The organism is Mycobacterium sp. UM_CSW (assembly GCF_000455205.1).
In the GTDB taxonomy this organism is placed as follows: Bacteria; Actinomycetota; Actinomycetes; order Mycobacteriales; family Mycobacteriaceae; genus Mycobacterium.
The window spans coordinates 26,759-41,499 of sequence record NZ_AUWQ01000055.1; the positions used below are offsets into that span (position 1 = coordinate 26,759).

The window sequence follows — 14,741 nt, forward strand, 5'->3', positions numbered from 1 at the left end:
ACTCAGCTGCACATGAGCGCTCGCAACGTTGCGGTCGTCGGCTTCGCGCACGCGCCGCACGTCCGTCGCACCGACGGCACCACCAACGGCGTCGAGATGTTGATGCCGTGCTTCGCCGAGCTCTACGAAGAGCTGGGCATCACCAAGTCCGACATCGGATTCTGGTGCTCGGGATCGTCCGATTACCTTGCCGGGCGGGCGTTTTCGTTCATCTCGGCGATCGACTCGATTGGCGCCGTTCCCCCGATCAACGAGTCGCACGTCGAGATGGACGCTGCGTGGGCGCTGTACGAGGCCTACATCAAGATCCTGACCGGTGAGGTCGACACCGCCCTGGTGTACGGCTTCGGCAAGTCGTCGGCGGGGATCCTGCGGCAGATCCTGTCGCGGCAGACCGACCCTTACACGGTGGCACCGTTGTGGCCGGACTCGGTGTCGATGGCCGGCCTGCAGGCCCGCATCGGGCTCGACTCCGGCAAATGGACGCCCGAACAGATGGCCCAAGTCGCCCTCGACTCGTTTGCGTACGCCGACCGCAATGACTCGGTAAAGCCGGCCAAGAGCATCGACGAACTGCTTGCCCGGCCGTTCTTCAACGACCCGCTGCGCCGGCACGACATCGCGCCCATCACCGACGGCGCCGCGGCCATCGTGCTCGCCGCCGACGGACGGGCGCGCGAACTTCGCGAAAACCCCGCCTGGATAACGGGAATCGAGCATCGCATCGAAACCCCCGTCCTGGGTGCCCGCGACCTGACGCAGTCGCCGTCAACGGCGGTTTCGGCCAAGGCGGCCACCGGCGGCAACACCTCGGTTGACATCGCCGAGATTCATGCGCCATTCACCCACCAGCACCTGATTCTGGCCGAAGCCATTGGGCTTGCCGGCACGACGAAGGTCAACCCGTCCGGCGGGGCGCTGGCCGCCAACCCCATGTTCGTCGCCGGCCTGGAACGGATCGGCTTTGCCGCACAACACATCTGGAACGGTTCGGCCGGACGGGTGCTGGCGCACGCCACCAGCGGGCCCGCCCTGCAACAGAACCTGGTCGCGGTCATGGAAGGAAAGAACTGATGGCCGGTGCAGGGGCGCACCTTGCCGCGGTACTCGGTACCGGGCAGACGAAGTATGTTGCCAAGCGCAAAGACGTCTCGATGAACGGCCTGGTGCGCGAGGCGATCGACCGCGCACTGGAAGACTCCGGTTCGACCTTCGACGACATCGACGCCGTCGTGGTCGGCAAGGCTCCGGACTTCTTCGAGGGCGTCATGATGCCCGAACTGTTCATGGCCGACGCCATGGGGGCCACCGGCAAGCCGATGATCCGGGTGCACACCGCGGGTTCTGTCGGCGGGTCCACCGCCGTCGTCGCCGCCAGCCTGGTGCAATCCGGAAAGTACCGCCGCGTCCTGGCGATGGCCTGGGAAAAGCAGTCGGAATCAAATGCCATGTGGGCGTTGTCGATTCCGATCCCGTTCATCAAGCCGGTCGGTGCCGGCGCGGGCGGATACTTCGCCCCGCACGTGCGGTCCTATATCCGCCGTTCGGGGGCACCATTGAACATCGGTGCAATCGTCGCGGTGAAGGACCGGCTCAACGGGGCGCGCAACCCGCTGGCCCATCTGCACCAGCCCGACATCACCGTCGAGAAGGTGATGGAGTCCCCCATGCTGTGGGACCCGATCCGCTACGACGAGACGTGCCCGTCGTCCGACGGCGCGGCGGCAGTCGTCATCGGCAACGAGGAGGCCGCCGAAGCCCGTGTGGCGCAAGGGCAGCCGGTGGCCTGGATTCACGCAACCGCGCTGCGCACCGAGCCGCTGCAGTTCTCCGGACGCGACCAGGTCAGCCCGCAGGCAGGGCGTGACGCGGCCGCGGCGCTGTGGAAGGCGGCCGGCATCACCAGCCCGATCGACGAGATCGACGCGGCCGAGATCTACGTGCCCTTCTCCTGGTTCGAGCCGATGTGGTTGGAAAACCTCGGGTTTGCCCCCGAGGGCGAGGGCTGGAAGCTCACCGAGGCGGGCGAGACCAAGATCGGCGGCCGGCTTCCGGTGAACCCGTCGGGCGGCGTGCTGTCGTCGAACCCCATCGGGGCGTCGGGCCTGATTCGCTTCGCGGAGGCCGCGATCCAGGTGATGGGCAAGGGCGGCGATCACCAGGTTCCCAACGCACGAAAGGCGTTGGGCCACGCCTACGGTGGCGGTTCGCAGTACTACTCCATGTGGGTCGTCGGCGCAGACAAGCCCGAAAAGGTCCCGGCATGACCGAGCACCCGGCTCACGAGGCCGGGCGACGCTCCCGCGAGGCGGTCATCGCCAGGGACAAGGAGGCGTGGCTGTCGGTGTTCGCCGACGACGCGATCGTCGAGGACCCCATCGGGCCGTCGCCGCTCGACCCCGAAGGCAAAGGACACCGCGGCCGCGACGCGATCGAGGCGTTCTGGGACAACACCATCGCGCCCACCACCAAGATCGAGTTCTTCTTCCGCGACACCTACCAATGCGGCAACGAGGAAGCCAACGTCGGGCACATCCTCATCACCACGGGCGACTACCAGACCACCGCGGAGGGCGTCTTCACCTACAAGGCCAACGACGAGGGCCAGATGGTCGCCCTGCGCGCGTACTGGGAGATGGACCGCGCCATCGCGAACACCAAAAAGGTCTAGATCGGCTCTAGCCCGGCGAGGTGGCGCTGTGCCAGATCGCGATAGGCCTGCGGGTTGATGTTGACCCACATCTCCGCGCCCGTCCCGGCAACCGGGCCCTTCACCTGCGCCGGCGCGCCGACCGCCAGCATCCCGGCCGGAATCTGGGTGCCCGCCAGCACCAGTGACCCGGCGGCGATCAGGCTCCGCGCGCCGATCACCGCGCCGTCCAGAACGGTGGCGTGGTTGGCGATCAGCGCCTCCTTGCCGACGTGCACGCCGTGGATGACGCACATGTGCGCCACCGTCGCGCCCGGTCCGATGTCCACCGGGATGCCGGGCGGCGCGTGCAACACCGACCCGTCCTGAACGTTGGCGCCTTCCCGCACCACGATCGGCCCGTAGTCGCCGCGCAGCACAGCGTTGAACCAGACCGACGCCCCCGCCTCGACGGTGACGTCACCGATCAGGGTCGCGGTCGGGGCCACGAACGCGGTCGGATCGACGCGTGGCGAGCGGCCCTCGAAAGAATACAGCGGCATCGTTTACATATACCGCAGCGTGAATATCACGTGGCCAGACCCGCCGTCGTTGCGCATGCAGACCGAAAAACTGTAACGTGTTCTAGTTAGAGACCACACTGGAGGTGACTGGTGACTACCGACACCAAGGCGGCGGGTATCCGGGAAATCGATCCCGGCGCCTTGCCGACGAGATATGCCCGGGGCTGGCATTGCCTGGGCGTCGCAGAGGAGTTCCGCGACGGCAAGCCGCACTCCGTGCAGGCATTCGGCACCAAGCTGGTGGTCTTCGCCGACTCGCACGGGGATTTGAAGGTGCTCGACGGCTACTGCCGGCACATGGGCGGTGACCTGTCCGAGGGCACCATCAAGGGCGACGAGGTCGCCTGCCCGTTCCACGACTGGCGCTGGGGCGGCGACGGCCGCTGCAAGCTGGTGCCTTACGCCAAGCGCACACCCAAGACCGCGCGCACGCGCTCCTGGACGACCGACGTGCGCGGCGGCCTGCTGTTCGTCTGGCACGACCACGAGGGCAATCCGCCGGACCCCGCGGTCAGGATCCCCGAGATCCCCGAGGCGCACAGCGACGAATGGACCGAATGGCGTTGGAACCGCATCCTCATCGAGGGATCCAACTGCCGCGACATCATCGACAACGTCACCGACATGGCGCACTTCTTCTACATCCATTTCGGGCTGCCGACGTACTTCAAGAACGTCTTCGAGGGCCACATCGCCTCGCAATACCTGCACAACGTGGGCCGGCCCGACGTCGACGACCTGGGGACGTCTTACGGTGAGGCGCACCTGGATTCGGAGGCCTCCTACTTCGGGCCGTCGTTCATGATCAACTGGCTGCACAACAGCTACGGCGGCTACAAGGCCGAGTCGATCCTGATCAACTGCCACTACCCGGTCACCCAGAACTCGTTCGTGTTGCAGTGGGGCGTCATCGTCGAAAAGCCCAAGGGCATGGACGAAAAGATGACCGACAAGCTCTCGCGGGTCTTCACCGAAGGGGTCAGCAAGGGCTTCCTGCAGGACGTCGAGATCTGGCAGCACAAGACCCGTATCGACAATCCCCTGCTGGTCGAGGAGGACGGCGCCGTCTACCAGCTGCGCCGCTGGTACCAGCAGTTCTACGTCGACGTCGCCGACATCACGCCAGAAATGGTGGAGCGCTTCGAGATTGAGATCGACACCACCCGCGCCATCGAACACTGGAACGTCGAGGTCGAGGAGAACCTGAAGGCAAGGGAATCCGAATCCCAATCCGAAGGCGTACCCGCCGAGCAGCACTGAGACCATGCCCGAGGACCCGCCGGCAGTACCCGACGTCGATCGGCTCGCCCGGTCGATGCTGCTGCTGCACGGCGATCATCACGATCACGACGAACCGCCCGCGCCAAACGGCGGGACGGGACCCTGGTCGAAATCAAGGGATTTCGCCGACGACCCGCAACGCGCCGCAGCGGTCGCCGAAGCCAGCCGCGCGGATCGTGAGCGCTATCTGACGTCGGGCCTGCTGCCGGTGGATTGCCGGTTCTGCCACGTCACGGTCACGGTCAAGAGGCTCGGCCCGGGTCACACCGCGGTGCAGTGGAACACCCAGGCGGCGCAGCGTTGCGCGCACTTCACCGAGATTCGCGAATCCGGTGGCGACACCGCGCGTGCGCGTGCCTGCCCGAAGCTGAGCGACAGCATCGAGCATGCCGCCGCGGAGGGCTACCTCGACCACCCCGACGATCCCGACTAAGCACCCCGGGCAGTCACATTCGCCACACGGGCCCCTGTCTGCGCGGGCACTCGTTGTGCCCGCCTCATAGCGACAACGTCACCGGCTCACCGATTGTCGCTGTGAGGCGGGCGCGTTGGATGCCGCCCGGCGCAGAGGCTGGTGTGGCAGCCGTGACCGACATGAGCAACTCGCGGGCTACAGTCCCGCGAACCGCTCCTTGACCTCTTCGACGGTCAGCCCGTAGTCGGCCAGCGAATACGTGTGTTTGGGCGCCCGCTCACCGGATTGGCTTGCGGCATGGCTCTTTTCCATGGCGGCCCGGGCCTCGTCAGTCAGCGTCAAGCCGAAGTGCCGGTAGATGTCGGCCACAGTGCCCAAGGGGTCGGCGATCAGGTCGCGGTAGTTGACGTCGTAGAACTGAGCCGGATCGTACTTGGCGCGGGCGGCGTTGAAACATTCCAGCCCACGCGACCAGGTTTCCATTGCGTCGGCACCGATCCGGGGTCCGACGAAGGTCTCCGACCAGCCCTCCGCCGTGTGCTGGGCCAGCGAGCACATCGAGGCCATGATCGTTTCCACCGGCCGGTGGGTCTGGATCACCAGCGCGTCGGGATAGGTCGCCATCAAAGCGTCCAGCGCAAAGAGGTGGCTGGGGTTCTTCAGCACCCAGCGCTTGTCGGCGTCGTTGAGCCCGATCAGCTGAAGGTTCTTGCGGTGCCGGCGATACGACGGCGTCCAGTCCTGCTGCGACAACCACTTTGAGTAGCTGGGCAGATGAGACAGAGTTTCGTAGGACACCGAATGCAGCGACTGCCGCAGCAGCTGCCAGCACTCCTCCAGCTCGTATGCGGCCATGAAGTGCAGGCCGGTGTAGCCGGGATTTTCCCGGTGGTGCCGGGTGAATTGGGCGTCGAGCTGGCGATAGAACGGGTTCGAGTCCCATTCTTCGCGGGGCGGCCGCGGCTGCGGGAACTCCGCAAGCCACATGTGCAGGCCCTGATGCGCGGGGTCGGCGCCGAGCAACCGGTGCAGCGCCGTGGTGCCGGTGCGCACCAGCCCGGTCACGAAGATCGGCCGTTCGATCGCCACATCGGCGTGCTCGGGATACTGCTTCCAGGAAGCTTCGGAGAGCAGGCGGGCCACCAGCGCGCCGCGCAGGAAGAACCGATTCATCTTGCTGCCCAACACCGTTAGGTCCGCTTCGCGCCGGTAGGAGTCGAGCAGCACCTCCAGCGCCTCGCGGTAGTTGTCGTCGTCGGCCCCGAAGTCGTCGAGGCCGACCAGCTTGGTGGCCGATGCGTGCAGTTCGTCGACCGTGGCTACATCTGTACGGTCAGGCATCAGGTGTGGTACTCCCCGCAGTTGACGTCCAGGGTCTGCCCGGTGATGCCGCTGGACAGGTCGCTGGCCAGGAAAAGAATCGCCGAAGCCACCTCGTCCTCGGTGGGCAGGCGCTTGAGGTCGGAATTCGCCGCGGTGGCCTGGTAGATCTGGTCCACCGTGGTGCCGTACTTGCCGGCTTGATGCTCGAAGTAGCTCTGCAAGGTGTCGCCCCAGATATAGCCAGGGGCAACGGAATTGACGCGAATCCCCTTCTCCCCCAGCTCGGTGGCCAGCGACTGTGACATGGCCAGCAGGGCGGACTTGGCCATCTTGTAGGCGCCGTACTTCGCCTGGGAGTGCCGCAGCACCATGGAGTTGACGTTCACGACGGATCCCGACGACTCCTCAAGGGCGGGCGTAAGGGCCTGGATGAGGCGTAGCGCCCCCAGGGCGCTCAGCTCGATCGCGTCACGGATGTGCTGAAACGACGTGCCGGCCAACGGTTTCATCGACGGCACCCGGAACGCGTTGTTGATCAGCACGTCCACCTTGCCGTAGGTGCCCATGGTGGTCTCGACGAGGTAGGCCACCTCCTCGTCGTCGGTGATGTCGGCGCGCACCGCCAACGCCTTGTGCCCGGTGTCGTTGATCTGCTTGGCGACGGCCTCCAGCCGGTCGAGGGAGCGCGCCGCCAGCACCAGGTCGGCACCGTCACGCGAACACCGGTGCGCCAGCGTGGTACCAAGCCCCGGCCCGACGCCGCTGATGACGACGACCTTCCCCTCGAGCATTCCTGACATCGTCACCCCAGCATCCTTGCCGCGATTTGCTGTTGGCGCAACGTGATTCGCTCGCGCCACTGGTCCTCGGAGATCTTGTTGTGCTCAAAATACGGCAACGCGGCGGGTACGGCGTCGAAGTCGACCAGCTCGACGGTGGGACCGTCGGCGTCGGTCAGCTCACGCGACACTCGTTGCCAGCGGAACTGCAAGAAGCCGCGCCGATGCCCAAGCGTTTCCACCCAGTTGGTCACGCCCGGGTTCTGGTCGGCGACGACGATGCGGACCTTGCCGTCCGGATCCGCTTGGGCCTGAGTGTTGTTGAGCGAGGTCTGGTGGTTGATGTAGTCCAGCGAGATGTACCACATGCCGCCCAGCTGGAAGCCGAGGTAGGGGGCGTCCGAGACCGGGATCGTGATCACCAGTGCCTGGTCGGGGTTCAGGTCGAAATGCCCGACCGACGAGTACTGCGTCGCCAACCCCCCGGGGGTCAACCTAGGCGGGACCATGGTGTTGACCGGGATGTCCAGGTAGAACCACTTCGGAAACTCCAACCAGGTCTTCACCCTGTTGACCAGTTGCTTGCCCGCTGTGGCATAACGCTTTTCGATCGTCTGGCGGGTCAGTGGTGGCGGTGCGGTGCCCGCGGTGTCCAGCCGGGAAATCGTAAGCGTGCCGCGCTGAGCCGACCAGTCCCCGTATACCTCGCGAATCACCAATTGCCCAGGGCTGTTTGGGCGCACTCGCCATTCGAAGCTGCCGTCCGCGGCGATGTCGATCTCGCGGTCGTCGAAGGCGGCCTGGCTGGCGGGCACGTTGTCGTCGGTGTATTCGCCGCCGAGCAGCTGAAAACTGAGGTCGGTCGTGGTCCCGCGCCGGCCGGTCACGACGTAGTCGTGGTTGGCCTGCACCCGGGTGCCGAAATAGAGGGTGTCGGGGTTGTCCAGGCCCATCTTGGTGAACGGCCCGGTGCCCGACTGCAGGAATGGATGGTCGCGCTCATAATCGAAGGCGAGATGCGTACACCCGGCGATGCAGCCGGCCAAGTACTGCAGCCCTTCCAGCAGGTCGGCTTCGGTCTCGATGAACGGCGCGGCAGCCACCAGCTGCTCGGCTTCGGCGATCGCATTGGTGAGGGGATCAGAGAACACGCCTAAACCTAGAACGTGTTCTACTTTTTAGTCAATGGCGAACGTTCCCGCGCGTCGCCGACGGCGTTTCGAGACGACACCCGCTCGCTAGGGCACACACTGTTGGGACAGGTCGATCAGATGCTGCCGCACATCGGGATGCCGATTCAGGTAGTCGATGACGTTGCCGCCGCTACCCTCGGCCTGGGACCTGGCCTGCAGCTGCTGCTTCACGTCCGGATGCCGGGTCAGGTACGAGTCGATGGATTGACCCACGGTCTGATCGCATTGGGGATCGGCGCCAGCCAGCGGCAACACGAGCACAGGGGCGCTCAGCAGACCGGCGGCAACCAGGCCACAAAGTCCGCGCCGAACGGGGCTGAGAGTTTTCACGGTCATCGGATCACTCCTTTGCCAGAGACGTCGCGATCAACACTACCCGCGGCGACGGCTACCGATCCGGGCCGAAGGTTAGTTGGCCCGCGCTTCGGCTTCCGGTACATCGTCGAGCGCCAGCGCCACTCGCTCGCGCTCCCCCGCCTCCGATGTCTCCCGGGCTCCCGCGGCCTTGGGTTCGACCGCCGAGATCTCCGCGGCCGGCCCGGCCGCGGCCTGTGTCGTCCCGAGAGGTGTTGCAGCCACCGGAATCGCTTCCTCGACTTCCGGTGCCACTGCTTCCTCGACTGGACGCGCAGCGGGCGCCGTTTCCTCCGCCACCTTGGCCGGCGGAACCTGCTGCGCCGACGGCGTGGTCGACGAGCCCGACGCCCCCATCGCGGCGGACGCCATCATCATCGCGCCCATACCGCCGGCCCCGAGCATGCCCATGCCGGGGGCAGAGCCGCCACCACCGCCACTCACGGCAGCGGCATTCGCCGCGGTTGGGTCTCCGGTTGCGATGTAGCTGCCGCCGGTGGCTGCGGCGCCGGCGTTGGGATCGGCGGTGCCGACACCACTCGCGTAACCGCTGTCCGCACCCCCGGCAGCGACCGCGCTACCGGCCGTATCGCCTCCACCGCCACCGCCAGCGGCGCCGCCCGCGGCCACACCGCCCGCGCCGCCGCCCCCGCCACCCGAGCTGGCCGCGGCTGCTCCGCCCGTGCCGGCGGCGGTGCCACCCGCCGGGCTCGAGCCGCCGGCGCCGATGCCGCCCAGCCCGGGCAGGCTCGGAATCGGCGGCAGACTCGCCTGCCCCGAGAGCAGTTGACCGGCCGCCGCCGAGGCGCCGCCGTGGTAGCCCACCATCGCCGTCACGTCCTGGGCCCACATCTCCATGTAGTTGAACTCGGTCTCCGCGATCGCCGGCCAGTTCTGCCCGAACAGGTTGCTCATCACCAACTGGACCAGGCCGTTGCGGTTGGCCTCCACCTGCAAGGGATGCACCGTCGCGGCAAGCGCGGACTCGAACGCGCTCACGACGGCCTGGGCCTGAGCCGCCGCCCCGGCCGCCTGGGCGGCCGCCGCGTTCAACCACCCGGCGTACGGGGCGGCCGCCGCCGCCATCGCCTGCGCGGCCGCGCCTTGCCAGGCCTGGCCGGCCAGTGTCGACGTCACCGACGCAAACGACTGGGCGGCCGACGACAACTCAGACGCGAGCCCGTTCCACGCCGCCGCGGCCTCCAGCATCGGAGCCGAACCCGCACCCGCGTACATCAGGAGCGAGTTGATCTCCGGCGGCAACGTGAAAAAACTCATCCAAACCCCTCGCGCGTGCAGTCGATTAAACAACGCTAGGCCAAGGCCGACGGCAGATCAGCACCTTCCGCCGCTTTCAAAGCATTCTATGAGAAGCGGGGGGCGTGATAAGCGACAACAGCGATTTCAAGGTCGTCGGCAGCGCCCACGTCACCTGTGACGTCAGTGGCCGAAGCCAGACTGGTTGTTGGAGCGATTGAACCCACCAGAGCTGATGGCACCCGAGTTGAAGATGCCGCTGACCACCGAGCCGGAGTTCCCCAGGCCAGCATCTTGGTGGCCCGAGTTCGCGATGCCCGCCGTCTGCAGCGCGCCCGCCAGGTTCTCGTAACCCGAACTGCTATTGGCCGCGTTGAACAGGCCGGAGCTGGTGCCGCCCGAGTTGAAGAACCCGGAGGTGAAGGAGCCGGTGTTGCCGAAGCCGGAGGTGTTGCCGGGGCCGACAGCGATGGCTCCGACGCCGGTGTTCACCGACCCCGAGTTGAAGGCACCAGTGTTGAGGTTCCCGGAGTTTGCGCTGCCGGTATTCACCTGCCCGGAGTTGAAGTCGCCGGTGTTCACGGTTCCCGAGTTGAAGTTGCCGGTGTTCAAAAGGCCCGAGTTGAAGAAGCCGGCGTTGAGCTGACCCGAGTTGCCGTAGCCGAAGTTCCCCGCGCCGCCGTTGCCGATGCCGCTGTCCAGGCCGCCGCCGTTGAACAGGCCCGTGTCGAGACCACCCGAATTGAAGAAACCCGTGTTATGACCCGCCATGATGCCGCCGACCATGGTGCCCGAGTTTCCGACGCCGACATTGCCGACGCTCGAGTTGAAAATCCCGACATTGCCGTCGCCGGAGTTGAAGAACCCGATGTTGTTGTTGCCGGAATTGAACAACCCGATATTGCCGCTGCCGGAATTGAGCAGGCCGGCGAGGTTGATGCCCACTTGACCGTTTCCGGTCATTCCGATACCGATGTTGTTGTTTCCGCTGTTGCCGAAGCCGATGTTGCCGATGCCGCTGTTCCCGAAACCTTGGTTACCAGACCCGGTGTTGCCGGCTCCGGCATTGTTGCTGCCACTGTTTCCTATGCCCATGTTGGCGTTGCCCGCATTGCCCAGGCCGATGTTGCCGTTGCCGTTGTTTCCGCTGCCGAAGTTGTTATTTCCGATGTTTCCGTCGCCATAGTTTCCGCTGCTCGGGGTTGTGTTCACCCCATTGCCATTGCCGAAGTTGCCATTGCCGACGTTGCCGCTGCCCATGTTGAAATTGCCGGTGTTGCCGCTGCCCAGGTTGGAGCTGCCTTGGTTGCCGCCGCCGAAGTTTCCGCTGCCGATGTTGCCGTTGCCAAGGTTCTGCCCGCCGTTGTTGCCGCTGCCCAGGTTCCCGGTGCCGCCCTGGTTGCCGATGCCGATGTTGGGCAGGCCGGCCAGCAAGTCCTGCAGAGTCTGCGCCGGGGTCAGCCCGGCGGCCGCGGCCGACGCCCCCGAGTAGTAGCCCGACATCGCCGAGACGTCGCGCGCCCACATCTCCTCGTACTCAGACTCCAACTGTGCGATCGCCGGGGCATTCAGCCCGAACCAATTCGACATCACCGTCTGGACAAACGAATTGCGGTTCAGCTCCACCATGATCGGCTGCACGGTCGCCGCCTGCGCCGCTTCGAAAGCGCTCACCACCGCCCGCGCCTGCCCGGCCGCGCCGGAGGCCTGCGCCGCCGCGGCGCTCAGCCACCCGCTGTAGGGAGCGGCCGCCGCCGCCATCGCCTGCGACGCCGGCCCCTGCCACGTCTGGCCGGCCAACCCCGAGGTAACTGAGGAGAATGACGCCGCCGCCGCACCCAACTCCGACGCCAGCCCGTCCCACGCCGCCGCCGCCTCCAGCAACGGCGCGGATCCCGCACCGGAAAACATGAGCAAAGAGTTGATCTCCGGTGGCAACGCCATAAAACTCATGTGGTGTAGTCCTTTTCAGCCCGAATGCCTACGACGACACCGAACGGTAAAGCAACCAGGGGCGCGACGTCTCAGATTTCGGCAAATTGGGTGGCTAACGTGGCCACCCCAGCATCAGGACCTCGTCAGTGCGTGACGACGGCGCCGCTCTCTTGTTCGCGCTTGATCTCCAGGGCGATGTCGATCAGCTGGTCCTCCTGGCCGCCGATGAGCTTGCGCTGACCGGCCCGGTGCAACAGCGCGTGCGCGGGCACGCCGTAGCGCTCCGCCTGGCGCACGGCGTGCTTGAGGAAGCTTGAGTAGACACCCGAATACCCCATGATCAGGGCGTTGCGGTCGAGCACGCATTCGGCCGGCATGGCCGGGCGCACGACGTCCTCGGCGGCGTCGGCGATGTCGAAGAAGTCGATGCCGGTCTTCACGCCGATCTTGTCGAACACCCCGATCAGGGCCTCGACCGGCGCGTTGCCCGCACCGGCCCCGAACCGGCGGCAGGAGCCGTCGATCTGTTTCGCCCCGGCGCGGACGGCCTCCACGGAGTTGGCCACCCCCAGGCCCAGGTTTTCGTGGCCGTGGAAGCCGACCTGGGCGTCGTCGCCGAGTTCGGCGACCAGCGCCGCGACCCGGTCGCGCACTCCTTCGAGGACCAGCGCCCCGGCCGAGTCGACCACGTAGACGCACTGACATCCGGCGTCGGCCATGATGCGGGCCTGGGCCGCCAGCTTCTCCGGCGCGATGGTGTGGGCCATCATCAGAAAGCCGACGGTTTCCAGTCCCAGCTCCCGGGCCAGCCCGAAGTGCTGGATCGAGACGTCGGCCTCGGTGCAGTGCGTGGCGATGCGGCAGATCGAGCCGCCGTTGTCCTGCGCTTGTTTGATGTCCTCTTTGGTGCCCACGCCGGGCAGCATCAGGAACGCGATCTTGGCCTCTTTGGCCGTCTCGGCCGCGAGCTTGATCAGCTCCTGCTCGGGTGTCTTGGAGAACCCGTAGTTGAAGCTCGAGCCGCCCAGCCCGTCCCCGTGGGTCACCTCGATCACGGGCACGCCCGCGGCGTCCAGGGCGGCCACGATCGCGCCGACCTCGTCCTTGGTGAATTGGTGGCGCTTGTGATGAGACCCGTCGCGCAGGGACGTGTCGGTCATCCGAACGTCCCAAATGGGGTTGAAAAAGACGTCGGTACTCATTGCGCTCCTCCCGCCGTCGCAGTCAAAGATTCCTTCGCGATCTCCTCGCCGACCTTGGTCGCCGCGGCGGTCATGATGTCGAGGTTGCCCGCGTAGGGCGGCAGGTAATCCCCGGCGCCCTCGACCTCGACGAACGTGGTGACCAGGGCCTGACCGCCGGAGTTGAGCGACGGGTCGTCGAACTGGGGCTCGTTGAGCAGCCGGTATCCGGGCACGTAGGTCTGCACCTCGGCGACGACGTCGTGAATGGACTTGGCGATGGCGTCGCGGTCGGCATCCTCGGGGATGGCGCAGAAGATGGTGTCGCGCATGATCATCGGCGGGTCGGCGGGGTTCAGGATGATGATGGCCTTGCCGCGCGTGGCGCCGCCGATGGTCTCGACGCCCTTGCTGGTGGTCTTGGTGAACTCGTCGATGTTGGCGCGCGTCCCAGGCCCAGCGGAGACCGAGGCCACCGACGCGACGATTTCGGCATACGGCACCTCGACAACCCGACTGACGGCGTAGACGATCGGGATGGTGGCCTGCCCGCCGCACGTGATCATGTTGACGTTGGGCGCGTCCAGATGCTCACGCAGGTTCGCCGGCGGGATCACCGCCGGGCCCACCGCGGCCGGGGTCAAGTCGATGGCCCGGATGCCGGCGGCCGCGTATTTCGGCGCCGCGTCACGATGCACGTAGGCGCTGGTCGCCTCGAACACCAGGTCGGGTTTCTCCGGCTGAGCCAGCAACCAGTCGACCCCCTCATGGGTCGTCTCCAAGCCGAGTTTGCGGGCCCGCGCCAAGCCCTCGCTTTCCGGGTCGATGCCCACCATCCAGCGAGGTTCCAGCCAATCCGACCGCAGCAGCTTGTAGAGCAGGTCGGTGCTGATGTTTCCCGACCCGACAATGGCAACACTCGCCTTGGACGGCATGATGCTCCTCGTTTTCTGGACTAATTCAAAGCTATTCCGGCGCTATTCAAAGGACAACCGCACGGAACCCAATCCCGTGAAGTCGGCGACGAATTCATCTCCCGCGCGTGCATCTATCGCTCGCGTGCACGATCCCGGTAACACGATGTCACCCTTTCGCAGCCGCACCCCGAAGCTTTCCACCTTGCGGGACAACCATGCGACCGCGGTGACGGGGTTGCCCAGCACGGCGTCGCTGCGGCCCTCGGCGATCACCTCGCCGTTGCGGGTCAGCACCGCGTCGATCGCCTTGACATCGATGTCGGCCGGCGACACCCTCGCCTCCCCCAGCACGAAACCCGCCGACGAGGCGTTGTCGGCGATGGTGTCGCACAACGCGATCTTCCAGTCGGTGATGCGGGTGTCGATCAGCTCGATCGACGGGACCAGGGCCTCGGTGGCCGCCAGCACGTCGTCCTCGGTGCAGCCGGCGCCGGGCAGGTCGTCGGACAGGATGAAACCCACCTCGACCTCGACGCGCGGGTACAGGTAGCGGCCCGCCTTGACCGGGACGTCCTCGAACACCTGCATCTCGTCGAGCAGGTGGCCGTAGTCCGGCTCGTCCACCCCCATCATCTGCTGCATGGCCTTGCTGGACAGCCCGACTTTGTGGCCCAGCACCCGGGCGCCCTCTGCCACGCGCTGGCGGATGTTGATCAGCTGAATCTCGTAGGCGTCGACGACGTCGATGTCCGGGTATGTCGCGGTCAGCGGGGCGATGGGCTCGCGGCTGCGCTCGGCTTGCGCCAGGTCGGCGGCCAGCTCGTCGCGGATCGCAACACTGAGCATTTACCGAAGTCCCCTCGTTCTCGTGACCGGGCCGGTAGCGCCCAACC

14 protein-coding genes and 1 pseudogene are annotated in these 14,741 nt (G+C 66.3%); 5 read left to right on the top strand and 10 right to left on the bottom strand.

The features are described from left to right. Positions 1-12: 12 nt before the first annotated feature. From N415_RS18885 to N415_RS18895, 3 genes are read left to right on the top strand one after another with little or no spacing between them, the layout of a single operon-like run. Entirely contained in the window at positions 13-1,074 is a 1,062-nt protein-coding gene (locus N415_RS18885) for a thiolase domain-containing protein (RefSeq protein ID WP_068185268.1), read from the top strand. Further along, positions 1,074-2,267 carry a thiolase domain-containing protein gene (locus N415_RS18890; RefSeq protein ID WP_068185271.1) on the top strand — a complete coding sequence of 398 codons (1,194 nt, stop codon included), beginning with the start codon at positions 1,074-1,076 and terminating at the stop codon, positions 2,265-2,267. The genes N415_RS18885 and N415_RS18890 overlap by 1 nt, the downstream gene beginning before the upstream one ends. After that, complete coding sequence (locus N415_RS18895) at positions 2,264-2,671, top strand: nuclear transport factor 2 family protein (protein ID WP_068185273.1); 408 nt, start codon at positions 2,264-2,266, stop codon at positions 2,669-2,671. Before N415_RS18890 ends, N415_RS18895 begins: the two co-directional genes overlap by 4 nt. Here the strand turns inward: N415_RS18895 and N415_RS18900 are convergent. Continuing rightward, the gene (locus N415_RS18900; protein WP_068185277.1) at positions 2,668-3,192 is read right to left on the bottom strand and encodes a gamma carbonic anhydrase family protein; all 525 of its coding nucleotides are present in this window, start codon (positions 3,190-3,192) and stop codon (positions 2,668-2,670) included. The genes N415_RS18895 and N415_RS18900 overlap by 4 nt on opposite strands. A 111-nt stretch (positions 3,193-3,303) precedes the next feature. On the opposite strand from N415_RS18900, the gene N415_RS18905 reads away from it, so the two are divergent. Both N415_RS18905 and N415_RS18910 read left to right on the top strand, forming a co-directional pair. Further along, positions 3,304-4,473, top strand: coding sequence for a Rieske 2Fe-2S domain-containing protein (locus tag N415_RS18905; protein WP_068185280.1), 1,170 nt, complete (start codon positions 3,304-3,306; stop codon positions 4,471-4,473). A 4-nt stretch (positions 4,474-4,477) separates the two neighbouring features. Continuing rightward, a complete protein-coding gene (locus tag N415_RS18910) occupies positions 4,478-4,927 on the top strand; it encodes a hypothetical protein (RefSeq protein ID WP_068185282.1) in 450 nt (149 codons plus the stop codon). Between the two features lie 177 nt (positions 4,928-5,104). Here N415_RS18910 and N415_RS18915 read toward each other — a convergent pair whose 3' ends face one another. From N415_RS18915 to N415_RS18955, 9 genes and pseudogenes are all read right to left on the bottom strand, one after another. Next, positions 5,105-6,250 (bottom strand): sulfotransferase, encoded by a 1,146-nt coding sequence (locus N415_RS18915; protein WP_068185286.1) that lies wholly within the window; start codon positions 6,248-6,250, stop codon positions 5,105-5,107. Beyond that, positions 6,250-7,032, bottom strand: a complete 783-nt coding sequence (locus tag N415_RS18920; RefSeq protein WP_068185288.1) for an SDR family oxidoreductase — start codon at positions 7,030-7,032, stop codon at positions 6,250-6,252. The genes N415_RS18915 and N415_RS18920 overlap by 1 nt, the downstream gene beginning before the upstream one ends. Before the next feature lie 2 nt (positions 7,033-7,034). Continuing rightward, the gene (locus N415_RS18925; RefSeq protein ID WP_068185292.1) at positions 7,035-8,162 is read right to left on the bottom strand and encodes a hypothetical protein; all 1,128 of its coding nucleotides are present in this window, start codon (positions 8,160-8,162) and stop codon (positions 7,035-7,037) included. An 87-nt stretch (positions 8,163-8,249) separates the two neighbouring features. After that, on the bottom strand, positions 8,250-8,540 hold the full coding sequence (locus N415_RS18930; protein WP_068185295.1) for a hypothetical protein: 291 nt from the start codon (positions 8,538-8,540) through the stop codon (positions 8,250-8,252). Positions 8,541-9,302: 762 nt separating this feature from the next. After that, positions 9,303-9,836: pseudogene (locus tag N415_RS32820) on the bottom strand (PPE family protein); the annotation flags it as partial. A gap of 162 nt (positions 9,837-9,998) precedes the next feature. After that, positions 9,999-11,768: a PPE family protein gene (locus tag N415_RS18940; RefSeq protein WP_068185301.1), complete on the bottom strand. Its 1,770-nt coding sequence runs from the start codon at positions 11,766-11,768 to the stop codon at positions 9,999-10,001. A 125-nt stretch (positions 11,769-11,893) separates the two neighbouring features. After that, positions 11,894-12,952, bottom strand: a complete 1,059-nt coding sequence (gene dmpG / locus N415_RS18945) for a 4-hydroxy-2-oxovalerate aldolase (protein WP_068185303.1) — start codon at positions 12,950-12,952, stop codon at positions 11,894-11,896. After that, the gene (locus N415_RS18950) at positions 12,949-13,866 is read right to left on the bottom strand and encodes an acetaldehyde dehydrogenase (acetylating) (RefSeq protein WP_068185305.1); all 918 of its coding nucleotides are present in this window, start codon (positions 13,864-13,866) and stop codon (positions 12,949-12,951) included. The genes dmpG and N415_RS18950 overlap by 4 nt, the downstream gene beginning before the upstream one ends. Positions 13,867-13,908: 42 nt before the next feature. Beyond that, positions 13,909-14,694, bottom strand: coding sequence for a 2-keto-4-pentenoate hydratase (locus N415_RS18955; protein WP_068185306.1), 786 nt, complete (start codon positions 14,692-14,694; stop codon positions 13,909-13,911). Positions 14,695-14,741 lie beyond the last annotated feature (47 nt).